A 24322-nucleotide genomic window follows, 5' to 3' on the forward strand; every position below is an offset into this window, starting at 1 on the left:
CGAGGTGGTCGCGGAGAGTGCGGCCGGTGTAGTCGGAGCGGAAAAGGCCGCGTTCGCGCAGCGCCGGTACGAGGTCGTGGACCACGGCGAGCAGACCGGCGAGATCCGCGGCGGCGCCGGTGAAGCGCAGTTCGGCGGGCGGGAGGGCTCCGGGCCCCGTGCCGCCCCCGAGATCGACCGCGACGCGTGTCAGCACCCGCAGCGCCTCCGGGTCGCGTCCGGCCTCCGCCACCCGGCGCAGCAGCGCCCCGCGGGCGAGCCAGGCCGTGGATGGCTGGTCGGCGTCCAGGAGGACGACGTCGGCGTGGCTCGCGGCCAGCTCCCACTGCCCGTCCGAGTCGTGCACGTCGAGGGCGACGGCGATGGGCGGTCGCCCTTGTGGTGGGCGGGGGACGATGGAGGGGCCCGGGACGGAGAAGTAAGGGCCCTCGAAGTCGATGTGGTGCAGCTTGTCGCGGTCGATGAAACGGTCGGTGGCGGCATCCCGTATCTCCGCGTCGTCCTCCCAGCTGTCCCACAACCGGATGGCGGCCTCGGCGGCGTCGGCCGCCTCCGCCCACAGCTCGGCCGCGGGCGCGGGCTCACGGCGGCCCACGGTGCGAGCCTCGGCCTCGGTGGTGGAGACGTCGACCAGCCGGCCGGCCCGGCCCTGTGGATCGCGCTGCGGTCCAACGTGCGCGAGATCCTCGAGGGCGTGTCGCTCGCCGACGTCGCATCGGCCCAACTGCCCGCCGACGTGTCCGCACTGACCGACGCACCGAAAGCCTGGGTGAACCCCTGACACGCCGGGCCACCACCAACCGCCGATCCCGCACCGCAAGATAGCGGCGTCCATCATGCGAACACCCCCTTGGGGTGCACGCCACCTTCTGCCACGATCCCTACCAGCCAGGTAGGAAAGCTAGGAAACTGCGGGGATGGCCATGGGAGCGCTCGACCGCGCAGACCTGTCGCTCCCCCTGCTGACCTCGCGTCGTCACATCGACCTCGGCCGCACGTCCAGTGCCATCTGTCGGCCCGCCTGACGCCCTCGGCAGAACAGCCTTCGGTCGGCAGCGCCACGCGCGCATGCCCATCCCCGCATAGCTCCGCTCCCAGACCCTCGACGGCATTTCAGCCGCCGAGGGCCGACGAATGGAGCGCAGGCGCATGCCCATGAGCTTTGCGCCTCGCGCTTTCGGCACCTCCCTGATCAACCCATTCCCCGAGAGGACACCTCCGTGTCTGCCGCAAGACCGCTCACCGCCCTGCGCACCCTCGCCGTCACAGCCGCGCTTCCCCTCCTGCTCACCGCCTGCGGCTACGGTGCCGAGTCCACCGACGACGACAAGCAGACCGAGGTCGCGGCGGACGCCAAGAAGCTCTCCGCCGACGAAGTGAAGATCGGCTACTTCCCCAACCTCACGCACGCCACCGCGCTGGTGGGCGTCCAGGAGGGACTGCTCCAGAAGGAGCTCGGCGGCACCACGATCAAGGCGTCCACCTTCAACGCCGGCCCCTCCGAGATCGAGGCGCTGAACGCCGGGTCCATCGACATCGGCTGGATCGGCCCCTCCCCCGCCATCAACGGCTACACCAAGTCGGGCGGCAAGAACCTGCGCATCATCAGCGGCTCCGCCTCCGGCGGCGTGAAGCTCGTGGTCAACCCGGACAAGATCAAGTCCCTGGACGACCTCAAGGGCAAGAAGATCGCCACGCCGCAGCTCGGCAACACCCAGGACGTCGCGTTCCTCAACTGGATCGCGGAGAAGGGCTGGAAGGTCGACGCGCAGAGCGGCAAGGGGGACGTCTCCGTCGTCCGCACGGACAACAAGGTGACCCCGGACGCCTACAAGTCCGGCTCCATCGACGGCGCCTGGGTGCCGGAGCCGACCGCGTCCAAGCTGGTCACCGAGGGCGGCAAGGTGCTGCTCGACGAGGCGGACCTGTGGCCCGACAAGAAGTTCGTGATCACGAACATCATCGTGTCGCAGACGTTCCTCAAGGAGCATCCGGACGTCGTCGAGGCCGTGCTGCGCGGCTCGGTGAAGACCAACGCGTGGATCAACGCCAACCCGGAGAAGGCCAAGGCGTCCGCCAACGCGGCACTGAAGGCGGAGTCGGGCAAGGAACTGCCCGCCGAGGTCATCGACCCGGCCTGGAAGTCCATCACCTTCCTCGACGACCCGCTGGCCGCCACCCTCGACACCGAGGCGGAGCACGCGGTGAAGGCCGGCCTGCTGGAGGAGCCCGATCTGAAGGGCATCTACGACCTCGCACCGCTCAACAAGGTCCTCGAGGCCGAGGGCAAGGACGAGGTCGACGACGCCGGTCTCGGCGCCGAGTAGCCGAACAGCTGACAAGCGACAACCGACCCGATGAGACCCAGGAGGTGACGATCATGGCCACCACGGTCGCCAAGGCTGCCGAGGACGCCACGGCGGTGACGCACGCCGCCCGTATCGAGCACGTCTCGAAGTCCTTCCCCGCTCCGGGCACGCCCGGCGGGCAGCAGCTCGTGCTGGACGACATCACGCTCGATGTCGCACCGGGCGAGTTCGTCACCCTCCTGGGTGCCTCCGGCTGCGGCAAGTCCACCCTGCTCAACCTGGTCGCGGGACTGGACCTGCCGTCCGCCGGCTCGATCACCACGAACGGCCGGCCCGCCCTGATGTTCCAGGAACACGCCCTGTTCCCCTGGCTGACCGCGGGCAAGAACATCGAACTCGCGCTGAAGCTGCGTGGGGTCGCCAAGGCGGAGCGCCGCGCCGAGGCGGAACGGCTGCTGGAACTCGTACGGCTGCAGGGCGCGCACGGCAAGCGGGTGCACGAACTGTCGGGCGGTATGCGCCAGCGCGTCGCACTGGCCCGCGCGCTGGCCCAGGACAGCCGGCTGCTGCTGATGGACGAACCGTTCGCCGCGCTGGACGCCATCACCCGTGACGTCCTGCACGACGAACTGACCCGCATCTGGCACGAGACGGGACTGTCCGTGCTGTTCGTCACGCACAACGTACGCGAGGCGGTGAAGCTGGCGCAGCGCGTGGTGCTGCTGTCCTCACGACCGGGACGGATCGCCCGGGAATGGACCGTCGGCATCCCGCAGCCGCGCCGCATCGAGGACAGCGCGGTCGCCGAGCTGTCCGTCGAGATCACCGAAGAACTGCGTGAGGAGATCCGCCGCCATGGCCAGCACTGACACCGGCGTCGACGCCAAGAAGGACGGCTCATCGGCAGCCGGGGAGTCCCAGGAAATGCAGGACACGCAAGATCTGGCGGGGCTGGAGGCCGGGCTCGACGCACTGGACTCGGTCCAGGCCGTCCGTACACCGCTGCGCGAGACCCTGATACGCAAAGCACTGCCGCCCATCAGCGCCGTCGCACTGGTGCTGGTGGTCTGGCAGCTGCTGGTGTGGGCAGAGGTCGCCCCCGACTACAAGCTGCCCTCGCCGTCCGCGGTGTGGGACGAGGTGACCGACGCCTGGCGGCAGGGCACGCTGCTCGACTACATCTGGACATCCGTCTCGCGCGGCCTGCTCGGGTTCCTGATGGCACTCGCCATCGGTACGCCGCTCGGCCTGCTGGTCGCCCGGGTGAAATTCGTCAGGGCAGCCATCGGCCCCATCCTGTCCGGCCTGCAGTCGCTGCCCTCCGTGGCCTGGGTGCCGCCCGCCGTGCTCTGGCTGGGCCTGAACAACTCGATGATGTACGCCGTGATCCTGCTCGGCGCGGTCCCCTCCATCGCCAACGGCCTCGTCGCGGGCATCGACCAGATACCCCCACTGTTCCTACGCGCCGGACGCACCCTGGGCGCGACCGGGCTGCGCGGGGCCTGGCACATCGTGCTGCCGGGCGCGCTCCCCGGCTACCTCGCCGGACTGAAGCAGGGCTGGGCCTTCTCCTGGCGATCGCTGATGGCCGCCGAGATCATCGCCTCCTCACCCGATCTGGGCGTCGGACTCGGCCAGTTGCTGGAGAACGGGCGCAACAACGCCAGCATCTCGCAGGTGTTCCTGGCCATCTTCCTCATCCTGCTCGTCGGCATCGCCATCGACCTGCTGATCTTCAGCCCTCTGGAGCGGCGGGTGCTGCGCGGCCGGGGCCTGCTGGTCACCCGCTGAGCGACGGATCGCAAGCACTACCGCTCCGCCGAATATGCGCCGTGGGCAAGTGCAAGTACTCAACTGCCAGCCGTTCCGCAGCCACGGCACGCGGCGCGGCGACGCCCCGCTCTCAGGGACCGGAACCCCATACCTCACATGGACGACCTTCGCCAGGAACCATTGATTCCAGCATGAGCATTTAGCGAGATGCTCTCGCCGGTGATCACTTCCAGATTCCATGCGAGGACTGTCTCGACATGCGGCCCAAGCGATGTCACCAATCCGACCCGGATGGGCACGTCGCGGTTCAGGGCGCGCCATCGGTGCGCGAGTTCAGCCCAAGCGGGTCGACAAGAGGACAATAATCGTATGCCCACACTGCTTTGGAAGCCTCAACCTCAGCCCGCCATGCCGGACCATCAGGTCGGGGTGATGTGCGGCAAGAGCCGATGCACTTGCCAGTTCCACTTCGAGGGCTCGGCGGGCAAGATCACACACGCAGATCACCCATGCCAGAACTGGTAATGCCAGCCGGTTGAGTCGTCACAACTGGTCACGGCGTTTACTCGGCAGGGCGGGTCCACCGACAGCCACGGCCCCACACCTGCACCGCGGCGGTGGTAGAAGCGGCAGCGCCCAGCCCGGCGCATTTCATACCTCGACAGCCGAGGAGTCAGCGGCCTGCCGCTCATGCACGACGACATCGCTCTCGCCTCTCCCTCCTCCGACAACAAGCCCAGACAGGGGCGAGCCCACCCGTTCACGGCGGCCCTCACCACCTCAACTTGCCCCGCCCCTCTACCCCAACCCACTTCTGCGAGGACACCAGCAGCCGTTCCATGCAGCCGTCCGCTTCTCCCCACGCGGATTGATCCTGCCCGCCGCCTCCTTGACCTGCGACAACACAGCCAGGTACACCAAGACGGGCCAATTCGACCCGGATTCGACCCAGCACGCCCTCGCGACAGCACTGACCAGTCTTGAACTGCGAGAATGCAAGTTCTGCCGGTGTACCGCTCAAGAACCGGCAAGAAAAAGGTGTGTTTACCAACAAGAGTTCCATTACAGAACAATCTCGGCAGCTTAGAGATCGGACGTGGTCGCCAAGCCCATCAGCGGCCACCTCACGAGTGATCCACCCAGCGGCGTGACTCCGCAGCCCCTGGCAGAGACAAACAAGATGCATGGCAAGGCCCTGACCAGCGTTTTCACAGAGACGCTTCCGCCTGACAGAAGCCGCCTTGCGCGCCGCCCACAGCCGTCAGGACCCTGATGCCAACCACGGCACGCGGGGCGACGACGCCCCGCCGACAGGGACGGGAACCCCATGCCTCACACGACCGCCTTCGCCAGGAACCAGTGGTTCATGGTGCTCATCGACGGTAGGCGGTGGCGGCGACGGCGGGCAGGAGGGCGAGGGAGAGGATGCCGCCGGTGAGGGCGAGGGCGGGGTAGCTGGTGGCGGCGACCATGATGCCGGAGGCCATGCCGCCGGTGGCGCCGGCGATGGCGATGGAGACGTCGACCATGCCCTGGGTCTTGGCACGGGTGGCGAGCGGCGCAGTGTCCGTGATGATCGCGGTGCCGGAGACGAGGCCGAAGTTCCAGCCCAGCCCCAGTAGGGCCAGAGCGAGCGCGAGGAGGCCGACGGAGTCACCGGGTGCTGCGGCGGCGAGAATGCCCGCGGCAAGCAGGGTGATTCCGGAGGCCGCGGCGATCTTCATGCGGCCGTAGCGGTCGACGAGCCAGCCTGTCAGCGGTGAGGGCAGGTACATGGCGCCGATGTGGATGGCGATGACGAGGCCGGAGGCGGCGGTGCCATGGCCGTGGTCGTATATATGGACCGGTGTCATGGTCATGATCGCAACCATGACGAGCTGGGTGAGGACCATGACCAGCGCGCCGAGGACGACGCCTCCGCGGCCGTCTGTCGTGTCAGCGTCGTCGGAGGCGGCCGGGTGCGTAGTGGCGTCGGCTTCCTTGGCCTGGGCGACGGTGCGGGCCAGGAGCAGCGGGTCGGGTCGCAGCCAGAGGGCGAGGACGAGCGCGGCCAGCGCGTAGGCGGCGCCGGAGAGCATGAAGGGCCCGGCGAGGTGCGGTATGCCGAGGATTTCGGCGAAGGTGCCGGTCGGCGCGGCGAGGTTGGGGCCGGCGACACCGCCGAAGGTGGTGGCGACCAGAACGGTGGAGACGGCGCGGGCCCGGTGGCCAGGTGGGGCAAGGTCGGCTCCGGCGTAGCGGGCCTGGAGGTTGGTTGCGGTGCCCGCGCCATAGACGAACAGGGCGATGAACAGCAGGACTGGGTTGTCCAGGACGGCGGCGGTGATGACGCCGGCTGAGCCGATGGCGCCGGTGAGGTATCCGGTGGCGAGACCGGGGCGACGGCCTCGGGCCTGGGAGATGCGGCCGACGGCGACGGCGGCCAGCGCGGACCCGGCAGTGAACAGAGCACTGGGCAACCCGGCGAGGCTGGTCGAGCCGAGCATGTCCTGGGCGAGGAGGGCGCCGACGGTGACGCCTGCGGCGAGGCCCGCTCCGCTGAGGACCTGGGAGGCGACCAGGACGCGCAGGATACAGCGCTGTGCCTGTGCGGGGTCGGATATGCGGGCCGTCGTGCCGACGGGTGCAGTGCTGGTCATATCTCTTCCGGGGCCGTGGTCTCACCGTGCACAGGGAATCCGGGCACGGCCGGAGGGTCTTTGTGCGGTGCGTCGTACGCGTTCTGCGCGCCGACCCACAGCCTTCAGTTGCGGGCCAGCGCGCGAGGGGTTGGGGTCGTCAGCTGACGTCGAGTGCCTGGGTAGGTCAGCGATCAGGTCGTCGGCGTCTTCGAGGCCGACGGACAGGCGGATCATGCTGTCCTCGGTGCCGCGCCTGACACGCTCGGCCGGGTCCGCTGCCCGCACCGACCTCCTCGGCGCTGACAGCCGACGACGACTGGATCGAAGTGGTGTCCACGGAGGGGAGCCTTATCTGCCGGCGGTGGTGACACTGATGCTGGGGTCGTTCGCGCCGGAGGGCGCCGCGAGGACGGTCAGCGCTGCGCGCTCGCCGGAGGCGAGAGCGCCTTCGATGTGTCCGGCGCGCTCGGTCGCCGTCTCGGTCGACGCCCAGTGCAGTCGGCCGTCCAGCGTCGGGCGCTGATAGAGGGGGTGGCCGAAGAGAGAGTAGTCGGCAAGGCGCTGGACGGTGGACGGGGAGGTCCACCGCTCTGCGCTCCAGTTCTGCACGTGCAGGACGTCGGGGGTGGCCGCGGCCGGGCCGAAGATCTGCGCGAGCTGGGCGGTGACGGCCTTGTCGAAGCCGGGGCGGACGGTGCGCGCGTGCGCGAATCCGAAGAGTGCGGCGGGTCGGCCGCCGGGCCCTGACATGTCGTGTATCTCCTGGAGCGGGCCGGTCCTGCTGAACGCCGCACCGGCCAGTCCCCTCTCCCGCCAGAAGGCGAAGGGGTATTGAGCGACGACCTTGGCGACTGCCCCCATCCAGACCGGCGTAGACCGGGCAAGGTGTACGAGGTCGGCGGGGAGCGCGTCGCCGAAGTAGATGCGCTCCAGCGCCAAGGCCGGTGGGACGGCCAGGATGACGTGCTCGGCGTGCAGGGTTCCGTCCGGGGTGTGCACGGCGAGACCGTCCCGGCCGTCCGGGTGGATGGCGGTGACGGGCGTGTTCAGCCGCAGGGTGTCGGTGGGCAGCGCAGTCGCAAGGGCGGAGACGAGGCTCTGGGATCCGGTGGCGAAACGGCGGGAGGGGGCATCGATCAGGTTGCCGGCAAGGCGATGTGTGCCGGTGGTGTCCTGCAGGAGGGTGTCCCCGGCGAGATGCTGGTCGAAGGTCTTGATGCCGCTGCGGGCGGCCAGGTCGCGCACGCGCTCCTCTCCGTCCCAGAACCAGGTGGCTCCCAGGTCGAGGGCCCGGTCCGGGTTCGATGTGGAGGCCGACAACAGGCGTCCGCCGATGCGGTCGCGGGCCTCCAGGCAGACAGTGTCGCGGCCAGCGGCGTGCAGGGCCGTAGCGGCGGCCAGCCCGGAGGCACCGGCGCCGACCACTATCACGTCGTGGCTGTCCCGGTGGGACATGTGTGGCTTCCTTTCTCTTCAGGCCGACTTCGCGTATGCCGAACCATCGGCATCAGGCAGGGAACCCGCCCGCACTGAGGCGGAGGCGCCGGGTCGACGGCCCGGAGGGCCTGGTCACTTGCTTCTGACGGTGTCCAGGACGATGCGGAAGCGGGGAGCTCCGGAGCGCAGCCGGGTGATGGCTTCGCCGGCCTGCTCCAGCGGCATGCGCTCGATCATGGGCCGTACACCGTTGGTGACGGCGAACCGCATCGCCTCCTCCGTCTCGCGCGCACTGCCGGTCAGGTGTCCGGTGACGGTGTGGCCGTTCATGACGAGCCGGGCCGCGGGCACCGTCACGGATCCCGCGTCGACACCGACGAGGGTGAGCTGCCCGTGCACGTTCAACCCGGTGAGCAGCTCGTCCACGGGGGCGGTGGAGGAGGCGGTGTGGACGATGAGATCGGCGCCGCCCAGTTCCTTCAGGGCGGCGCCGGGCGCCTGGTTGTTGCTGTCGATGTAGTGATGGGCGCCGAGGTCGCGGGCGAGCTTCTCGCGGTCGCCGCCCCGGGCGATGGCGATGGTCTCGTAACCGAGCTTCGCCGCGAACTGGACGGCGAGGTGCCCAAGTCCGCCGAGCCCGAACACGGCGACGCGACCGCCCGGGCGCGTGCCTGCCTTGCGCACGGCGTTGAAGGTCGTCACGCCCGCGCAGCCGAACGGGGCGGCATCGAAGAGGTCGAGCTCGTCGGGGATGCGCGCGAGCGCGTCGGCGGGCACGGTGATGCTCTGCGCCCAGCCGCCCGGGCAGGACAGGCCGGGCACCTTGCGTTCGGGGCAGTGGACAACGTCGCCCGCCCGGCAGAACGCGCAGTGCCCGCAGCTGCCGCCGAACCAGCCGACGGCCACGCGGTCCCCGACCGACCAGCCCTCGACCTGGTCGCCCACCTCGGCGATGACACCGGCGACCTCGTGCCCCGGGGTGACCGGGAAGGACGTGCCCGCGCCGGTGGCCGCGGCCGTTCCGATGTCGGCGTTGCACACGCCGCTCGCCGTGACGGACACCCGGACCCACGTGCCTGTCGGCGAGGCCGTCTCGGCCACGGAGGGGTGAAGAGGGCCTCGAGGCTCGGTCACGACCATGGTCACGGCAGTGTCTGACATGGTGCCTCTTGCCTTCCGAACGACGATGCATATAGCTGCTGGTTATGCTGAATGAGCAGGAGCCCACCGTAGGCGGAGGTAAACCAGCCCGGTAGGGGACATCAGTGAATGGAGCGATAAGACATGGCTATGATGGATCGCCTCAATCCCGAAGGGCTCCGGTATGCGCAGGCAGTCGCCGAGACCAAGTCGTTCAGCGCCGCCGCACGGGCTTACGGCGTCACCCAGCCTGCCCTGTCCAACGGGATCGCCAAACTGGAGGAGCGCCTCGGCGACCGGCTGTTCGACCGGTCGCCGCGCGGGGTGACCCAGACGGCGTTCGGCGCGCGGATCCTGCCTTTGATCGAGCGCGCCCTGGTCGCGCTCGACGCCGTCGCGGCGGAGGCCAGGCGGCTGACCGAACCGGGCGAGCAGAAGATCCGCGTGGGCGTCTCGCCCCTGATCGGCTCACACCTGGTCGCCCGCGCGTTCAGCATGGTGCGCGACCTTCCCGTGCCCCGCGACCTCGTCCTGCGCGAGGCGAACATGCAGGACCTGCGCGAAGGTCTGCTGGCAGGCCAGCTCGACATCATCCTGATCCCGGCCGTCGCCGCGATGCCGCGCCTCGAGCACCGGGTCATCGACGTCGAGCCGATCGTCGTCGTCACCCCCGACTCCGCAGACGACGCTCCGCTCGAACTCGAAGAGGCCGGCAAGGAGCAGTTCATCCTCGTTCCGGACACCTGCGGCCTGACCACGTTCACCACACAGCTCTTCCAGGCGCACGAGATGCCTCTGTGCACCTATCCGGGAGAAGCCGCCAGCTACCAGGTCCTGGAGGACTGGACGAAGCTCGGCCTGGGCTCGGCCATGGTCCCCCGCTCCAAGCTCACCTCACCCGACGTCCCGCACCGGCCACTGATGAACGAGGGCCGCGAGGTACAGATCTCCTTCGAAGCGGTGTGGAGCGCCGACTCCCCGCTCGCTGTGGACCTTCTCCGACTGGCCGACGGGCTCGCCGCCGCCCGCTAGCCATATGCACTGCTTATGCCATGATTCAAAGGGATCCTCTACCGGACCTCGCATGGAGTGCCTAACTTGGCAGGCACGTTGCGGTACACACCGCTCCGCTCATTCCCTGCCGATCGAGCGAGGCATAACCATGGCATATCTTGAGATCACACTGCAGGTGGAGTCGGCCAACCGAGTCGCGGCCGCCGGCGTGTACGAGAAGTACAAGCAGCCGTTCCTGGACACCGTCCCGGGCGCCATCAGCAAGCAGCTCCTCGTCCGCGACGAGGACGTCCAGGTCCTCCACGGCTTCCAGACCGTGGCCGACGCGAAGGCGTACCTGGCGAGCGACTTGTTCACCCGCGATGTGGTCGGTGGCCTGTCCCCGCTGCTGAAGGCGGCGCCCGAGGTGCGGGTCTACGACACCGTCTGAGCTCCTCAGAGCCTCGGGCAACGCCCCCTGCGCCACGGTCCCGGCACGCGTGACGGGCCCATGGCCCACCACCGCCCCAACCGCGGCCTGCAGCCACACGAAATCCGAGCCGCTGCCTCTCGCCGCCGGCCGGACCGATGAAATCTCAGCCGTCCGAGGCTGCCGGCTGCCGGCCATGTTGCTCGTGGGTATCGCTTTCGCCTCGGATTTCCCGCCGTGAACGTCGCCGCGGCCACGACGTCGCCGACGCCGAGCACGGACTCGCATCCGGCCTGGTCAACGCCGGCCTCCACATCGGAGGTGCCGTCGTCGGCCTCGCCCGGCAGTGACCACGCGCCGGTCGAACACGGGTGCCCCGATCACCCTGCCTCGCCTGGCGAAGAGGGCCGCCCGCACCTGACCGGGCCAAGATCCTCCCCTCACCCTGCGAACACCGACAGGTGGATTCATGCACGAACTCAAAGCGCTGCTACGCGAGTACGACCGTGCCCGCGCCTACACCGACGAGCTGTGGAGAGACCTCACTCCGGACGAGGTGACCTGGCGCCCGCACGAGGACTCCAGTGCCATCGGCTGGCATCTCGGCCACCAGGCCCACGTCGCCCACTTCATGATCCGCAACCTCACCGCGGCCGAGCCCAGCCCCGACCCGGAACTGGACGCGCTCATGGACTCCGCGAATCCGGAGAAGTTCCGCGGCGCGCTGCCCACCGTCGAACGGCTCACCGCCTTCCGCGACACCGTCGCCGAACGCGTCCACGCCCGCATCGGCGACATCGCCACCGGCAACGTCGGCGCCCCCACCCAACTGACCGTCGTCGCCACCCACCTGCTGACCGCACTGATCAACCACGAGTACCAGCACGACCAGTGGATCAGCGAGGTCCGTGCCGAAAACCTCGGCCACGCGCTCCCGCCCGACCCCGCCTCAGACCGGCTCAGCCGCGTCGACGGCTACCTCGTCCTCAACCCCTACACCTGACCACCACACCGGACACCCCTCCGGCTCCGACAAGGTCATCCCTCGCAAGTCACCGAGCTCATGGCCGTGGCCGTGGCACTGACCACCCAGTGCGCGTACTGCATCGAGGCGCACACCAAGGCCGCGCACGCCGCTGGCGCGACCCAGGAGGAACTGGCGGAGGCCACCATGATCGCGGCCGCACTGCGCGCGGGCGGCAGCTACGCCCACGGCTTCATGGCCATGAAGTTCTTCGACCAGGCCGAGCAGGCATCCGTGGCTTAAGTAGCCGCACCCCCGGTTACTGCCCCGGAACGGGCCGGGCGATCACCCGGTCCGCCCCACATCCGCTGGGCGGCTCCCGCTCAAGCAGAGATCGACCGGCGGTCTCTCAACTCCGAGTTGCTGCATCTGCTGGAGGTCGACCTCGACGCCGTATCTTCCGGGACGCCGAATCGCCCTGGCGGCGATTCGGCGTCCCCTGCCCCCGCTACGCGGGAGCGGGCATTCACCCCGGCCCTGAAGGACTCCGTTGGGAAATCCGCGGAACGGGTTGTCTTGGTCGGATCATGCAGCAAGGTCCAGGCGAGTGAGGTGGGAGACGCGGGTCGTGCCGAGCGGGGTGCCGTTCAGCCAGGCCTCAGCGCGGATGAGGTTGACGGCAGTGGCGGACAGGATGTTCGCGAGATGTGTCTTGGCCTGGCCTCGATAGGGGGTGCGGCGCAGTCGGGTGCGGCGGACGGTTTGGGAGATGGTGCCCTCGATGCCGGCGCGGATGTCGTAGCGGGCCTTCCACGCTTCGGTCTGCTGCTCGGCGCGTTGCTGTGCCAGGATCTGTTGCTGTTCTCGGGGCAGCAAGGTCAGCTGGCGGCCCCATTTGCCGTTCGCCGCCTTGGTGCACCGCTGCCGAAGGGGGCACGGCTCGCAGTCGGCGAATGCGAAGCGCACCCGGGCGATGGGGGTGCCGCTGGGTTTGCGCTGGTCGGACCAGCTGGCACTGACCGCTCCCTGCGGGCAGGTGACCTTTTGGGTGTCCCAGTCGACGTGGAAGGCGGCCTGGGCCAGATCCGGTGCCTGCTCATCGCGTCCGCTGTGGCAGGTGTCGGCGCCGACCGGCCCGAGCAGGGTGATGCCGTGGTCGCTGCGGGCGGTGAGGATGTGGGCGGCGGTGACATAGCCGGAGTCCACCACGTGCTCGTCCGGCATCATCTGGCGTTTGTCCAGGTGCTGGTGGATGGTGTCCGTCATCGCGGCGTCGTCGACGGTCGCGTCCGTGGTCTCCACGTTCGTGATCAGGTGGGGCGCGTGACGCTCACAGGTCTCGGTCAGGTGGACCTTGTAGCCGGTCCAGCCGGATCCGCGCTTGACGCCGTAACGGGCGTCGAGGTCGTAGGGGGAGGCCAGCCGCACTCTGCCCGGCGGGAGGTCCTTGCCCTCCCGCCAGCGCACCTCCTGCCTGTCCCGGTGGTACTGCTCGTCCCAGGCGCGGCGCAGAACCTGCACTGCCGGGATCTCGCGCAGCCAGACCGGGGCAGTGGCCTGGTCGACGGCGTCCAGGAGCGCGAAGCCGTCCCGGCCGACCTGCTCGGCCCATTCCCGGCGGGCGTTGTCCCCCTTCGGGAACCGGTAGCTGTCGATCCTTGCTCCGTAGCGTTCCACCCACGAGGAGTCGATCAACTCGGTCAGCCAGTCGGGGGTGGCTGCGGCCAGGGCCTCCAGCGCCGCGCGCAGCGTCTCGCCGACGAACTCCATCCGGTTCAGCGTGCGCACCGCGGCCAGCACATGTGTGGAGTCGGTGCGCTGCCGCCCGCCGGCGCGGAGCAGCCCGGCGTCCGACAGCCGGGCCAGCATCACCTCCAGGACCCGCTCCTCCACCCCGTGCTGGATCAGGCGGGAACGGAAGTCGCCCAGGACCGTGAAGTCGAAGCCGGGGTCATCCAGCTCCAGCCCGAGGAGGAACTTCCAGTCCATGCGGGCCCGCACCTGATCGGCGGCCTGCCGGTCGGACAACCCCTCGGCGTACTGGAGCACCGACACCAGCGCCAACGCACCGGGAGAGACGGCCGGACGCCCCCGCGACGGGAAGGCTTCGGTGAAGGCCGCGTCGTCGAACACCGGGCCCAGCACTTCCCGGACCCGGATGGCCAAGGTCCCCTTGGGGAACGCCGCCCGCACCACCCGGGCCGTCATCTGCGGCACCCCGTCATCCGATCGCGGTTCCAACGACATCCCGCCCCATCCTCTTCGCCGACCATACCGATCAGGAAGACCAACGACGCGAGCATGCCCGAATCACGGATTTCCCAACGGAGTCCCGAAGGACCGGGCACCCTGCCCGGAAAGAGAGGGTGGATCGAGCGGCACTGGCCACACCTCAACGGATCACGCTCGGACCAGTCAGGACACACGTCGGAAGGCGCCAACAGGGCCGATCGCGCCGCGCCGAACTTGTCGCGGATGCGATGCATGGCCTCTTCAGTGATCAGGCGGGCCTCGCAGGGGCGCTCGAGGCTAATCTGCCGGGCAATCTGACCGGCGTCGACGAGGTCCTCACCCTTGAGTCAGATGCCGGTCAGGAGGCTGCGCTGCAAGCCCGCGGCGTCGAGAAGCCCGTACGCCATCGGGCGCAGGTAGTCGTCGGGCAGGGACACCTCCAGCAGCGGCCGTCTTATCCCAGCTGTTCCCGCCCGCGAAACATGGCGTCAGGGTCAGGGCGCGAGCGGCCTGGGCGCGCTGGCGCAGCAGGTGTTCGAGCTTCCCGACCAGATCTCGCCGTTTGCCTGCCTGCACGCGAACGCCTTGGACAGGAAACATGGCATACACGGATATACAGCCCAGATCCCTTGGAGTTTCAAATCAAATTCGCCAGGAACTTTTGTGCAGGAAAAACTGAAGCGGGAAACGGACCGTTCTTTGACCACCGACCCCTGGACGGGTCCACAAGGCGGATATATGGGTCGCCGCACATGCCTCTGGTGCAGATCCATTGTCGGAGCTCATCCCAGGCCGCGACTGAGCCCTGACATCCACGGCTCACAGCAACCACGCAGCCCGGAGTAAAGATCAGCACCCCCTCCGGCCACCACGACGACTGGTAACGACGGCCAGAACGGACGCCCGATCGAGCTCGTTCGGAACGCGTCGCCTGGCCCCCTGGCCAAGACAGGCTGGTTCCGTCCGCCAAGGGCCGGCGCTCGGGAAACGAGACCCCGACCGACACGGCGGGTGGAGCTGTGACGCCTTGGATGAGCAGTCCGTCGTCGCTGCCGGGACCGCACCCTCGGCATCGCCGTCCCCACCATGGCCCGCTTCCTGGCGGCCCGTCCATGAACAGCGCCGGGCCCCGGAACGCCCCGATCGAGGACCTGCTGGAGGCCCCAGCTCCAATGCAGGGCGGAGCGGATGCTCGCCGCCCTCGATGCTCGGAATGAACCAGCTCGGCATGCCACCATGCCCCGACACCTCCGCCTCAGCCAGGAAAACAGAGATTCGGCCCTTGTGAGCCAATTCACTGATAGATGACTGGACTATCGCGAATCGTAGACTTTAGCCTCCTTTGAAGGATACGAGCCTTATAGAAGATTTCCGTAGCGCGGCGACCGGTCGCGAAACAGGAACGGGTCAACCGGAGACCTGGCGGACAGCGGCCCGTCCAGACACTTCAGGCCCATGAGGAAGATGCGGCGTACCTCAGTACGTCGGCATCACCAATGGGCCACTCGAGCCCGGAAGGTGGACAAGTGAGCGAAGACGCCGTTTGGGTCCGAGGCGTGACCGGCATCCAACTGCACCACGTCACCGATCTCCAGGACGCTCGACGGTTCCTGGGCAACGCTGTCATGGCACTGCGCGCCGCCCACGTGAGAACCGGTGACGCCAGGTTCTCCGGTCTCGCCGACCAGCTCAAGGGCATGGTCGCCGAGACGCGCGACCTCGAGGGCGAGGCCCGGGAGCGCATGCACCAGCTGCACTCCACGGATCCCGAGCGGTTCGTGCGCTGCCGAGAGGGCGAAGAGCCCTGGCCGGACGAGCTCCAGGGGGGCTTCATCCCGCGCCACACCTGCCAGGACGAGTGCCTCTACCACGACCACGATGTGTTGGACGGCATCCTGCAGTGCACCTGCGGCCGGCCCCCGTGCCGCGCGTGCGCGATAGCGGGCTCGCCCTGACGCGTACGTACGCCGGGGCACAGCATCCGGCCAAGGTCGGATGGGGCCGTTGCTGCCCAGGCGGCGATGGCCCCGCCGGCTCCCACCCTGTACATCAGACCGTGTACGACATCAGACCGTGTACGAGCAAGCCCCGTCCCGGTCCCGGCAAGCCTGCCGCCTCCACGATCGGGTACTCCTGACGGACCGGGCGGTTGTCGAACCAGCACTCCAGGATCTCCGGACGCCTGCCGCGGACCTGGCCTGCGTGGAGAGCGTAGAAACGGCTACGTGCAGTGCAGATCGACAGCTTCAGGAGCGGCGCGCCGGATCCGGTCAGGGGTGAGATCGGCGGGCCGGAAGGGCTGCGAGATCACCATATCGACGTCGGGGAGTTCGCAGTCCAGCACGGAGTCGGGCCCTCCTTGTCGGAGGTGACGACCAGCTTCTGGCGCTCTCCAGGAACGGACGCAGATCGAGTTCGCCGGAGACGCAGCCGACCAACTCGCCCGGCTTGAAGTCGAGGCGCTGGGGGTGCCGTCTGAATCACCGCTCCGGCAACGCCCCGACGGCGTCGGGGAATTCAGCGGACACGGCACATGCACCACCGCCGCGCAGCCTGCGGTGCCCGCATTCGCGTCCGCGGCGACTGGTGGTGTCCGCGTCGTACCCGGGCTCTTTCGCACGGCGGACCAGGGCGGCGCCCTGAGCATTTTCGACTCGCCTTGACACGCCGTCCTTCGAGGCGTTGCCTTGAATGTAGAGATCGCGACCAGATCCGCGTGCATGCCCTGGGGCTGGGAGCGCGGCGGGTGGAGATGACTCCTCATGGCGACGTACGAGTACTGCTGCAATCGCTGCGGATCGTTCGACGTCAAGCTGCCGATCGGCACTGCGCCCGCCGAGCGAGTCTGCCCGCAGTGCGCGAATACGGCTCGGCGTGTGTACTCGTCCCCCGCGACCGCCTTCACGTCGCCTGCCGTCGCGGGCCTGCGCGAGCAAGAGGAGAAGTCTCGGGAAAACCCCGCGGTGGTCAGGCGGGTGCCTCCCAAGGCTGCTGCGCCGAGGCCGGTCCATCCGGCGGTCGGCCGGCTTCCCCGACCCTGAGAGGGATGTCGCGCGCCGGCCGGATCGGTCGGTACGCCCGTTTCGGGAAGGGTTCGGGGCGGCCTCGACCGTACTGCCTCGAAGAGAATGGCGCGGGATCGCGCACAACTGCTTTTCGGTCGCATGACCGCCCGGCGGGTGCATCGCTCGCGAGAACGGGATATCGGGAGGTGTGTCCCCTTGGCCAACGTCGGACTTCTCTTCGTTGGCGCGGTGCTGTTCCTGAACGGGTTGATGCTGCTGGGCAAGGTGGACAGCCGGGCAGCCGCCATATTCAACCTGTTCGTGGGCGGGCTTCAGGTCTTGACACCCACATATCTCATCATCGCCGCGAATCAGGATCCCGACCGAATTCTGCTGGCATCGGGTATCTTCCTCTTCGGTTTCACATACCTGTATGTGGGAGTCGGACTGCTCATGGGGCTCGACACGACGGGCGTGGGCTATTACTCGCTGTTCGTGTCGATCGTGGCCCTGGGTTATTCATTCGTCAGCTTCCGACAGTTCAACGATCAGCCATTCGGAGTGATATGGCTCTACTGGGCCTTCCTCTGGTTCCTCTTCTTCCTGCTACTGGGGCTGAAACGGGAGGCGCTGACGCCCTATGTCGGCTGGGTGACCGCGATCGAAGGCTGGGTGACCGGCGTCATACCGGCATTCCTGCTGCTGTCCGGTTACTGGGTTGCCGAGAACTTCTATGAGATCGCGATCGCGCTGGGCGCGTTTGGCGTGCTGGTCTTCGCCGCGCTGTGGTTCGTACTCCGCCGGAGGGGGCCCGGCAGGCCCGCCGAGGAGTACGGCGCCCCGGGCTACCCGGCGGGCAGCCCCGGCTAGCGGCCCCGCCGGACCTGGCCGGAAGATCGCCGCCGGTACCCACACTCGTCGATCGGAGCGCGGGAGGTGGTCGAGGAGATGCAAGAAGAGACATGAGAGGGCATCCGGGGCGTTCCGGGTGCTGGGACCAGAATCCCCGCGGGGACTATGCCGCACTCGCTCACCGGTACAGAGCACATGAGGAGTTCACATGCCTGAAGTAATCTTCAGCGTCGACCAGTCCCGGTCGATGCGCGATCAGGATGTACCTGGACACAACAGGTGGCATCCTGACGTCCCGACCGTCGCGATGGTCCGCCCGGGGGACGAGTTCCGCCTCGAATGCCGTGAATGGACCGACGCGCAGATCGGCAACAACGACTCCGCCAACGACGTGCGCGATATCGACCTGAAGCGATGCCACATGCTGAGCGGGCCGATAGGCGTCGAAGGCGCGGAGCCGGGCGACCTGCTCATCGTGGACATCCTCGACCTCGGTCCGGTACCGCAGCAGGTCGGAGATGCGCCGGGTCAGGGCTGGGGATATACGGGCGTCTTCGCCAAAGCCAACGGTGGAGGCTTCCTGACGGACTACTTCCCGGACGCCTACAAGGCGATATGGGAATTCCACGGGCAAGTAGCGACGTCCAGGCACCTACCCGGTGTCCACTTCACCGGCATCACCCACCCCGGTCTCTTCGGCACCGCGCCCTCAGCGGAGCTGCTGGAGAGGTGGAACAGGCGCGAGCAGGCCCTGATCGACACCGACCCCGACCGGATCCCGCCACTGGGACTCACGCCCGAGCCCGATCAGGCCCTCGCCGGCAAGGCCACCGGATCGGATGCCGAACGCATCACCCAGGAAGGAGCACGAACCGTTCCCGCACGGGAGAACGGCGGCAACCAGGACATCAAGAACTTCACTCGTGGATCGCGGGTCTTCGTCCCCGTTCACGTCAAGGACGCCAAGCTGTCGGCCGGTGATCTGCACTTCAGCCAGGGAGACGGTGAGATCACCTTCTGCGGCGCCATCGAGATGGGCGGCTACATCGACTTCCACGTCGACCTGATCAAGGGTGGCATGGAGAAGTACGGTGTCAGCACCAACCCCATCTTCATGCCGGGCAACGTCGAGCCGCGGTACTCGGAATTCATCTCCTTCATCGGGATCTCCGTGGACCACGACACCGACACCAACTACTACATGGACGCGACGGTCGCCTATCGCCGCGCCTGCCTCAACGCCGTCGAGTACCTGAAGAGGTTCGGCTACTCCGGAGAGCAGGCCTACCTGCTCCTCGGCGCGGCCCCTATCGAGGGACGCATCAGCGGGATCGTCGACATCCCCAACGCCTGTTGCTCCCTCTACCTCCCGACCGGTGTCTTCGACTTCGACGTCCGTCCCACCGCGGAGGGTCCCAAGGCCGCGGACCGCGGTCAGTGCGCGGTGTCCAGCTGAGGCCGACGGGTCACCCTCACCGGGATCCCGCCCGCCGGACCTTCCCTCCGCACCGCACCAGCCGCCCTGAGGCCGAGTCCCGCCCGGGGGAGCCGCGGTTGGCGCTCAGCGCCTGTGCCGAGGCGGCGGGCCGGCCTCGGGGCTGTACTGGGAGTGGGAGCCACCTTGGTCGGCGAACACGTGCGTTGGAGACGCACCGCCAGGGGGAACAGGCTGCAAGATCGCCCGGCCGTCTGCACCCGGCTCGGGAAGTCCTGGTCCTGGTCGCCGCCCCACCGCGGGAAGAAGAACCCCGGGTCGTAGACCTGCAGCGCCGGCCGCCGCTTCTCCAGGTTCCACGCCAGCACGTACACGCCGTCCCCCAGCAGCACGGCCGTGCGCTCCGCCTGCCGTATGCGAAGCGTCAGCAGTTCCTTCTCAGCCCACTTCCGCAGCCGCTCCTGAACAGCCGCGGCCTCCGTCGCGCCCGACTCCGGCGACTCCTCGTCGGCATGCTCGGCACCGGCCACGGCGATCTACTGGTCCGACCCGAGCAGGTAGCCCAGCGCCGTATCCACCAGATTCGCCACATCGCCCAGCTCACGCCGCTCCAACTCGGCCTCATCACCCGCAGCCGCCGCAAGCCGCCCGGCCTGGTTGTTGTCGTAGCTCGCCAGAACCTTGTATGCCGCAAGCCTCCGCAGTTCATGCGGAGGCAACCACGAGGCCGCCAGCTCCGGGAAGGCCCGGCTCGACGGTCGCCCGACGTCAGCCATCATCGGCTTGTAGCGCCGTGGACGGCCCCGCGCCAGATGATCAGCGTAGCGGCACCCTTCCCGGCCGACGGCTGCCACAATGGGCGCATCCGCTACCGAGGGCTTCGCACCGCAGTCAGGGCGACGCGCTGCGCGGCTGGCGGCCCGGCTTCTTCGCGGCCGCTTTTTTCGCCGTGGTCTTCTTGGCGCCCGCTCCTTGACCGCAGCCTGGTTCGAGGGCTCGTGCACCTCGGTCCCCGAGTCCTCGCCGCGAGAAGCGTGCGTCGTCACGCCACTGAAACGCTGAAGAATTTACCAAAATCCTATTGACTTGGGACATATCTCGTGCAGGGTGAGTACTAGACCATAACACCGAAAGAGCCACAAAGCCGGTGAGGACGTCTAGTCGGCGGAGTGACTCGGACAGGATGTGGTTTAGGCCCCCGGCAAGCCGGCGCGACACCGAGGCAACAGTGACGACTGAAGCTTCAGGACACGCGCAGCACTACCGGGGACTGGTTTTGCCCTCGGAGCCTTCGCACGGGCCTGACCGCGGTGCGAAGGCTCTGCCACGCCCACGCTCCGCAGAACCAAAAGGAGCACCAATCCTGTCCTCCCGCGGCCGGATCGGTCACTCTGCATCGATGTCGGGCTGTATCTCCACGGTGAAGGCCGCGTCCTCAGGGCCGTCGCCTTCCTCGTCCTCCCAGACGATCACTCGCACGTGCCTCCGCCCGCCGCCACGCACCTCCCACTCGGTCACCAGGTCGGTGACGACGAGGGCGGCAACATACTCAGCGTCCTCCTCGGGATCGACAGCAGTGACGGTCCCCCGCCACCGCTCGGAATGGCCGCCGTAAGCACGCCAGCCCTGCGAGCCGTGCGGCTCGTCGACCCGATACACCCAGCCCTTCTCGGTGCCCATGACACCGATCCTTCCACTCAAGATGCACCACGCGCCGCATCGGATCGTCACCCGCCGCACCCTGGCCTTCAACCCGGCGTCCTCGTCCTCCGGCAACTCCCACGCCAGATGTCCTCGGTTCGGGAAGTCCTGGTCCTGATCGTCGTCCCACTGCGGGAAGACCCCGGGTCGTAGAGCACTTCCGCAGCCGCTCCCGATTCGAAAATCCACCGCCCGATGTCCGGGTCCGCCGGTCAGACGGCTTCTTCCATCTGCTGGAGAGTCACCTGGTAGCCGAGCTGGTTGAGCTGGCTCACCAGCCGTCGGGTCTGCCTGGCACGGCCGGTGCGTTCGAGGAAGTACTGGCCGCCGAGATCGGCGTATGCGGTGTCGCGGGTGAACATGTGCCAGACGGACGGCGATCAGGATCGAGTGTTCCAGGGTGACCAGGGCGCGTTCTTGCCGCGGCGGGCGATGAGCCTGCGGTAGCGGGCGGCGAGGCAGGTGTCCATGGTCCGCGACGCGGAGACGGCGGCCTGGCCGAGTACGGCCTTGAGCCAGGGATCGCCGTGGCGGGTCTTGCCGGGCCCCTTCTTACCGCCGGATTCGTTGTTGCCGGGGCACGCCCCGGCCCAGGAGGCCAGGTCGGCCGCCGTGGGGAAGCGGGCGATGTCGTTGCCGATCTCGGCGAGGATCACCTCGGCGGCCCGTGTGTTCACGCCGGGGATGGTCACCAGGAGTTCGATGCGGCGGCGAAAGGGCGCGATCTGGGCGTCGATCCGCGCATCCAGCCGCTTCTCCATCGCGGTGCAGGCGTCGATGCGGCCGAGCATGGCCCGGGCCAAGAACGCGTGGTGACCGGTGAAGTGGCCGGTCAGGGCCTCGATGAGGGCGTCCGTCTTGCGGCGCATGCTGCCCCTGGCCAGCTCCGCGAGCACCTACGGGTCGCGTTCGCCGACGATGAGGGCCTCCAGCATCGCGCGGCCGGAAACGCCCAGGATATTGGCCACCGCGGCGGACAGCTTGATCCCGGCGTCCTCCAGGAGCTTCTCCAGGCGCTGGGCCTCCCGGGTGCGTTCACGGATCACCTCGGTGCGATACCGGGTCAGGTCCCGCAGCTGCCGGATCGGCTCGGACGGCACGAACGAGGGCCGCACCAGGCCGCATTCGACGAGTCGGGCGATCCATTCGGAATCCTTCACGCCGGCCTTGCGGCCGGGGACCGCCGTCATGTGGCGGGCGCCTGGCAGTCGGCACTCCATCTCGTGCTCCAGCAGGTAGAACACCGGTCTCCAGTAGACGCCGGTGGCCTCCATGCCGACCACGGTGATCTGCTCGGCGAGCAGCCAGTCCCGCATCGCCAAAAGGCCCGAGGTCACCGAGAAGAAGGTGTGGGTCTCCCTGCGGCGCCGCTTGCCGGACCCCGGCACCCGGATCGTCACCTTCACGTCCGCCTTGCTGATGTCGATCCCCCCCGCAGCGTTCGTGGATCACGTCCATCTGTCCCGGCACCCCCCCTGATCGGCCGCGAGTGCGCGGTCGTCCGGCGGGGCCCGGCAGGCGGAAGACTCTGATTCGCGTGCTCGAAGCAACACATCCGGGTGCCTGTCGATGAACCCCCAGCGTCCCACTCGGTCACAGGCTCGGAACGCACCAAGCGGGAACGACGTCCGCCGGACGGCCACGGACCGATTTTCACGCCCACAGGGTGTCACCGACAGGGGACCGGACTACTCAGTCTCTGGGAACGGTTCGCCGGCAGGCTGATCAGCAACGCCGCGGACAGATAGGTGCAGAGGATGATCTGCTTGGAGTCGGCGACAGCGTGAACTATCGGGTCGGTGGTTGGCGGCGTTGGGCTCCGATGCGGGTGACGCCAGTGGCAGCTTCGGGCTGCTGCCTCAGGCGCTGGTGTCCAGGGCGCAGACCCGACGAGGCGCCAGTAGCCCGTTCGCTCCCCCTCCGGCGCTTCCTCCGCCGTGATGATCTCCGCGCCGGTGACCTGCGTAAGCGATCAAGCGGGAACCGCCGCTGCACCTGACTGGGCGATATATCTGCCGATCCGTCATGTTGCGGGACTGGCGGGCTGTCGGTTGCCTCGTGAGCGGAGCACAGCAGAGGCGCCGCGCAGACAGGCCGGACACTGCTCCGTCGGAGGATTCGCATGCGTTACACACACCACATTGGTGCAGGTATCGGCCTGGTTCTCGGTGCCCTCGGTCTGCAGATCCCGGCCGCTGTCGCCGCTGATGACTCAGAAGTCCACATCAGTCCGTGGAATGCCTCCCCGGGCTCCACGGTCACGGTCAGTACAACGGCCTGCGACCCTGACGCGGACTACGGCAAGGGCTGGTCGGAGGTGGGAGGGCCGTTCCACCTCTTCGAAGGCGACCATGAGGGGGTACTCACCGGCCAGTTCCAGATCCCGGAAGGAACCAGACCGGGCAGCGACACAGTCACCCTGAAGTGCCCACCACTGACCAAGGTCACGGACACGTACCAGGTCACCGGCCGCCCTCCGAGCGGCTCAGTCAGCGCCGGCTTCGGACCGGCCGAAGACACAGTCATGGAGCTCGCCCTGGGCGGTGCGCTGCTCGTCGGAGCCGCCGGGGGCATGGTCTGGATGCACCGCCGCCCGAACGGCAACCGAACCTGACCGCCCGACTCCACCGGCTCCGACCAGCTCCGTCCACTCCGGTCTGAACCGGCCCCCGACACGGCATCGATCCCGGGGCCTGCGAGGCCCACACCACCCGCTACAAAGCACCCGCCGTGAAGCAAAGGCTCAACCGATGGAACCCGGGCATCACACCAGCGCTTCCCGAGACCCGTTCATCCCCGCAGTGCGCCTTCTGGCTTGCGCAATGATGGCGGGTGCGGTGCTGCTGATCAGCGGGGTGCACGACAAGGAGCCACCGCAGCCATCGGCGGCCCAGGCCTTCTCCACCTCCGCAGGCCCCACGCCCACCGCCACTGCCTCGGATACCCGCACCGCCCCGGCCACCGGTACTGATTCAGCTGCCCCTGCTGCTTCAGCATCCCGTACGGCTTCCCCCACCCGCCCCGCCGTCCAGCCGCTGCCCCCCGCGGATCCGGTGCGGCTCCGGATCGCCGCCATCGGCGTGAACGTCCCGATGACACGACTGGGCCTCGACGCGGCAGGGGCGCTGCGGACCCCACCACCTGGCAAACCCGGCCTCGCCGGCTGGTACGGCGACGGCACGGCTCCCGGCTCGGCAGGGACCGCCGTCGCCACCGGGCATGTGGACACGCCCACCGGCGGCCCCGGTGTCTTCCACAACCTCGGCGCCCTGACCAAGGGCGCCACCATCGAGATCAGCCGGGCGGACCGGCGGACGGCGGTGTTCGCCGTCCGCGCCGTCGAGCTCTACGACAGGAAGAAATTCCCCAGCAAGAAGGTCTACGGCAGTTCCGGCCGGCCCGAACTCCGGTTGATCACCTGCGGCGGCGG

24 protein-coding genes and 2 pseudogenes are annotated in these 24322 nt (G+C 68.4%); 15 read left to right on the plus strand and 11 right to left on the minus strand.

What is annotated here, in order from left to right:
- Positions 1-595, minus strand: a 595-nt coding sequence (locus ACTWQJ_RS17750; protein ID WP_443307605.1) for an LLM class flavin-dependent oxidoreductase, incomplete at its 3' end; no start/stop codon positions are given.
- A 54-nt stretch (positions 596-649) separates the two neighbouring features.
- Between ACTWQJ_RS17750 and ACTWQJ_RS17755 the strand changes: the two are divergent.
- The 5 genes and pseudogenes from ACTWQJ_RS17755 to ACTWQJ_RS17775 all read left to right on the plus strand — a co-directional run.
- Positions 650-781 (plus strand): annotated as a pseudogene (locus tag ACTWQJ_RS17755) (transcriptional regulator); the annotation flags it as partial.
- A 142-nt stretch (positions 782-923) separates the two neighbouring features.
- Positions 924-1025: a putative leader peptide gene (locus tag ACTWQJ_RS17760; RefSeq protein ID WP_443307627.1), complete on the plus strand. Its 102-nt coding sequence runs from the start codon at positions 924-926 to the stop codon at positions 1023-1025.
- Positions 1026-1220: 195 nt separating this feature from the next.
- The gene (locus ACTWQJ_RS17765; RefSeq protein WP_443307606.1) at positions 1221-2327 is read left to right on the plus strand and encodes an aliphatic sulfonate ABC transporter substrate-binding protein; all 1107 of its coding nucleotides are present in this window, start codon (positions 1221-1223) and stop codon (positions 2325-2327) included.
- 53 nt (positions 2328-2380) lie between these two features.
- Entirely contained in the window at positions 2381-3178 is a 798-nt protein-coding gene (locus ACTWQJ_RS17770) for an ABC transporter ATP-binding protein (protein ID WP_443307607.1), read from the plus strand.
- The gene (locus tag ACTWQJ_RS17775; protein ID WP_443307608.1) at positions 3165-4100 is read left to right on the plus strand and encodes an ABC transporter permease; all 936 of its coding nucleotides are present in this window, start codon (positions 3165-3167) and stop codon (positions 4098-4100) included. Before ACTWQJ_RS17770 ends, ACTWQJ_RS17775 begins: the two co-directional genes overlap by 14 nt.
- Before the next feature lie 1355 nt (positions 4101-5455).
- On the opposite strand, the gene ACTWQJ_RS17780 is transcribed toward ACTWQJ_RS17775, so the two are convergent.
- The 4 genes from ACTWQJ_RS17780 to ACTWQJ_RS17795 form a co-directional block, all read right to left on the minus strand.
- Complete coding sequence (locus ACTWQJ_RS17780; protein ID WP_443307609.1) at positions 5456-6721, minus strand: MFS transporter; 1266 nt, start codon at positions 6719-6721, stop codon at positions 5456-5458.
- 21 nt (positions 6722-6742) lie between these two features.
- Positions 6743-6988, minus strand: a complete 246-nt coding sequence (locus tag ACTWQJ_RS17785) for a PLP-dependent transferase (protein ID WP_443307610.1) — start codon at positions 6986-6988, stop codon at positions 6743-6745.
- A gap of 63 nt (positions 6989-7051) precedes the next feature.
- Positions 7052-8158 carry a flavin monoamine oxidase family protein gene (locus tag ACTWQJ_RS17790; RefSeq protein ID WP_443307611.1) on the minus strand — a complete coding sequence of 369 codons (1107 nt, stop codon included), beginning with the start codon at positions 8156-8158 and terminating at the stop codon, positions 7052-7054.
- Between the two features lie 114 nt (positions 8159-8272).
- Positions 8273-9301: an alcohol dehydrogenase catalytic domain-containing protein gene (locus tag ACTWQJ_RS17795; RefSeq protein WP_443307612.1), complete on the minus strand. Its 1029-nt coding sequence runs from the start codon at positions 9299-9301 to the stop codon at positions 8273-8275.
- Between the two features lie 123 nt (positions 9302-9424).
- Here ACTWQJ_RS17795 and ACTWQJ_RS17800 point away from each other — a divergent pair, with 123 nt between their 5' ends.
- From ACTWQJ_RS17800 to ACTWQJ_RS17815, 4 genes are all read left to right on the plus strand, one after another.
- Positions 9425-10312, plus strand: a complete 888-nt coding sequence (locus ACTWQJ_RS17800; protein ID WP_443307613.1) for a LysR family transcriptional regulator — start codon at positions 9425-9427, stop codon at positions 10310-10312.
- Positions 10313-10442: 130 nt separating this feature from the next.
- Positions 10443-10724, plus strand: a complete 282-nt coding sequence (locus ACTWQJ_RS17805) for a hypothetical protein (RefSeq protein ID WP_443307614.1) — start codon at positions 10443-10445, stop codon at positions 10722-10724.
- Positions 10725-11172: 448 nt separating this feature from the next.
- Positions 11173-11706, plus strand: coding sequence for a DinB family protein (locus tag ACTWQJ_RS17810; protein WP_443307615.1), 534 nt, complete (start codon positions 11173-11175; stop codon positions 11704-11706).
- Positions 11707-11778: 72 nt separating this feature from the next.
- Complete coding sequence (locus ACTWQJ_RS17815) at positions 11779-11970, plus strand: carboxymuconolactone decarboxylase family protein (RefSeq protein ID WP_443307616.1); 192 nt, start codon at positions 11779-11781, stop codon at positions 11968-11970.
- Between the two features lie 282 nt (positions 11971-12252).
- Here the strand turns inward: ACTWQJ_RS17815 and ACTWQJ_RS17820 are convergent, their stop codons facing one another.
- Positions 12253-13914 (minus strand): IS1182 family transposase, encoded by a 1662-nt coding sequence (locus tag ACTWQJ_RS17820; protein WP_443307617.1) that lies wholly within the window; start codon positions 13912-13914, stop codon positions 12253-12255.
- A gap of 1511 nt (positions 13915-15425) precedes the next feature.
- Between ACTWQJ_RS17820 and ACTWQJ_RS17825 the strand changes: the two genes are divergently transcribed.
- Positions 15426-15854 carry a hypothetical protein gene (locus tag ACTWQJ_RS17825; protein ID WP_443307618.1) on the plus strand — a complete coding sequence of 143 codons (429 nt, stop codon included), beginning with the start codon at positions 15426-15428 and terminating at the stop codon, positions 15852-15854.
- Positions 15855-16120: 266 nt separating this feature from the next.
- On the opposite strand, the gene ACTWQJ_RS17830 is transcribed toward ACTWQJ_RS17825, so the two are convergent.
- Positions 16121-16243: a hypothetical protein gene (locus ACTWQJ_RS17830; protein ID WP_443307619.1), complete on the minus strand. Its 123-nt coding sequence runs from the start codon at positions 16241-16243 to the stop codon at positions 16121-16123.
- Between the two features lie 418 nt (positions 16244-16661).
- On the opposite strand from ACTWQJ_RS17830, the gene ACTWQJ_RS17835 reads away from it, so the two are divergent.
- From ACTWQJ_RS17835 to fmdA, 3 genes are all read left to right on the plus strand, one after another.
- Positions 16662-16940, plus strand: coding sequence for an FmdB family zinc ribbon protein (locus ACTWQJ_RS17835; protein ID WP_443307620.1), 279 nt, complete (start codon positions 16662-16664; stop codon positions 16938-16940).
- Positions 16941-17120: 180 nt separating this feature from the next.
- Positions 17121-17774, plus strand: a complete 654-nt coding sequence (locus ACTWQJ_RS17840) for an AmiS/UreI family transporter (protein ID WP_224736980.1) — start codon at positions 17121-17123, stop codon at positions 17772-17774.
- A gap of 190 nt (positions 17775-17964) precedes the next feature.
- Positions 17965-19212: a formamidase gene (gene fmdA, locus ACTWQJ_RS17845; protein WP_443307621.1), complete on the plus strand. Its 1248-nt coding sequence runs from the start codon at positions 17965-17967 to the stop codon at positions 19210-19212.
- Here the strand turns inward: fmdA and ACTWQJ_RS17850 are convergent.
- The 4 genes and pseudogenes from ACTWQJ_RS17850 to ACTWQJ_RS17865 form a co-directional block, all read right to left on the minus strand.
- A complete protein-coding gene (locus ACTWQJ_RS17850; protein WP_443307622.1) occupies positions 19191-19721 on the minus strand; it encodes a hypothetical protein in 531 nt (176 codons plus the stop codon). The two genes, fmdA and ACTWQJ_RS17850, sit on opposite strands and share 22 nt — an antisense overlap.
- Before the next feature lie 6 nt (positions 19722-19727).
- Positions 19728-19970, minus strand: coding sequence for a hypothetical protein (locus tag ACTWQJ_RS17855; RefSeq protein ID WP_443307623.1), 243 nt, complete (start codon positions 19968-19970; stop codon positions 19728-19730).
- 607 nt (positions 19971-20577) lie between these two features.
- Positions 20578-20871 carry a hypothetical protein gene (locus tag ACTWQJ_RS17860; protein ID WP_443307624.1) on the minus strand — a complete coding sequence of 98 codons (294 nt, stop codon included), beginning with the start codon at positions 20869-20871 and terminating at the stop codon, positions 20578-20580.
- Between the two features lie 233 nt (positions 20872-21104).
- Positions 21105-22350, minus strand: a pseudogene (locus ACTWQJ_RS17865) (IS110 family transposase).
- Positions 22351-23014: 664 nt separating this feature from the next.
- Here ACTWQJ_RS17865 and ACTWQJ_RS17870 point away from each other — a divergent pair.
- Both ACTWQJ_RS17870 and ACTWQJ_RS17875 read left to right on the plus strand, forming a co-directional pair.
- Entirely contained in the window at positions 23015-23506 is a 492-nt protein-coding gene (locus ACTWQJ_RS17870) for a sortase (protein ID WP_443307625.1), read from the plus strand.
- Between the two features lie 208 nt (positions 23507-23714).
- Positions 23715-24322, plus strand: a 608-nt coding sequence (locus tag ACTWQJ_RS17875; RefSeq protein WP_443307626.1) for a class F sortase, incomplete at its 3' end; no start/stop codon positions are given.

The sequence above is a fragment of the Streptomyces sp. KR55 genome (assembly GCF_052245645.1).
Classification (GTDB): Bacteria; Actinomycetota; Actinomycetes; order Streptomycetales; family Streptomycetaceae; genus Streptomyces; species Streptomyces flavusporus.

Excerpts from the sequence above, each read along its gene's own strand:
- ACTWQJ_RS17760 (WP_443307627.1), top strand. The coding sequence starts at position 924 with ATGGGAGCGCTCGACCGCGCAGACCTGTCGCTCCCCCTGCTGACCTCG.
- ACTWQJ_RS17770 (WP_443307607.1), top strand. The coding sequence starts at position 2,381 with ATGGCCACCACGGTCGCCAAGGCTGCCGAGGACGCCACGGCGGTGACG.
- ACTWQJ_RS17775 (WP_443307608.1), top strand. The coding sequence starts at position 3,165 with ATGGCCAGCACTGACACCGGCGTCGACGCCAAGAAGGACGGCTCATCG.
- ACTWQJ_RS17780 (WP_443307609.1), bottom strand. The coding sequence starts at position 6,721 with ATGACCAGCACTGCACCCGTCGGCACGACGGCCCGCATATCCGACCCC.
- ACTWQJ_RS17790 (WP_443307611.1), bottom strand. The coding sequence starts at position 8,158 with ATGTCCCACCGGGACAGCCACGACGTGATAGTGGTCGGCGCCGGTGCC.
- ACTWQJ_RS17795 (WP_443307612.1), bottom strand. The coding sequence starts at position 9,301 with ATGTCAGACACTGCCGTGACCATGGTCGTGACCGAGCCTCGAGGCCCT.
- ACTWQJ_RS17800 (WP_443307613.1), top strand. The coding sequence starts at position 9,425 with ATGGCTATGATGGATCGCCTCAATCCCGAAGGGCTCCGGTATGCGCAG.
- ACTWQJ_RS17805 (WP_443307614.1), top strand. The coding sequence starts at position 10,443 with ATGGCATATCTTGAGATCACACTGCAGGTGGAGTCGGCCAACCGAGTC.
- ACTWQJ_RS17810 (WP_443307615.1), top strand. The coding sequence starts at position 11,173 with ATGCACGAACTCAAAGCGCTGCTACGCGAGTACGACCGTGCCCGCGCC.
- ACTWQJ_RS17820 (WP_443307617.1), bottom strand. The coding sequence starts at position 13,914 with ATGTCGTTGGAACCGCGATCGGATGACGGGGTGCCGCAGATGACGGCC.
- ACTWQJ_RS17835 (WP_443307620.1), top strand. The coding sequence starts at position 16,662 with ATGGCGACGTACGAGTACTGCTGCAATCGCTGCGGATCGTTCGACGTC.
- fmdA (WP_443307621.1), top strand. The coding sequence starts at position 17,965 with ATGCCTGAAGTAATCTTCAGCGTCGACCAGTCCCGGTCGATGCGCGAT.
- ACTWQJ_RS17855 (WP_443307623.1), bottom strand. The coding sequence starts at position 19,970 with ATGATGGCTGACGTCGGGCGACCGTCGAGCCGGGCCTTCCCGGAGCTG.
- ACTWQJ_RS17860 (WP_443307624.1), bottom strand. The coding sequence starts at position 20,871 with ATGGGCACCGAGAAGGGCTGGGTGTATCGGGTCGACGAGCCGCACGGC.
- ACTWQJ_RS17870 (WP_443307625.1), top strand. The coding sequence starts at position 23,015 with ATGCGTTACACACACCACATTGGTGCAGGTATCGGCCTGGTTCTCGGT.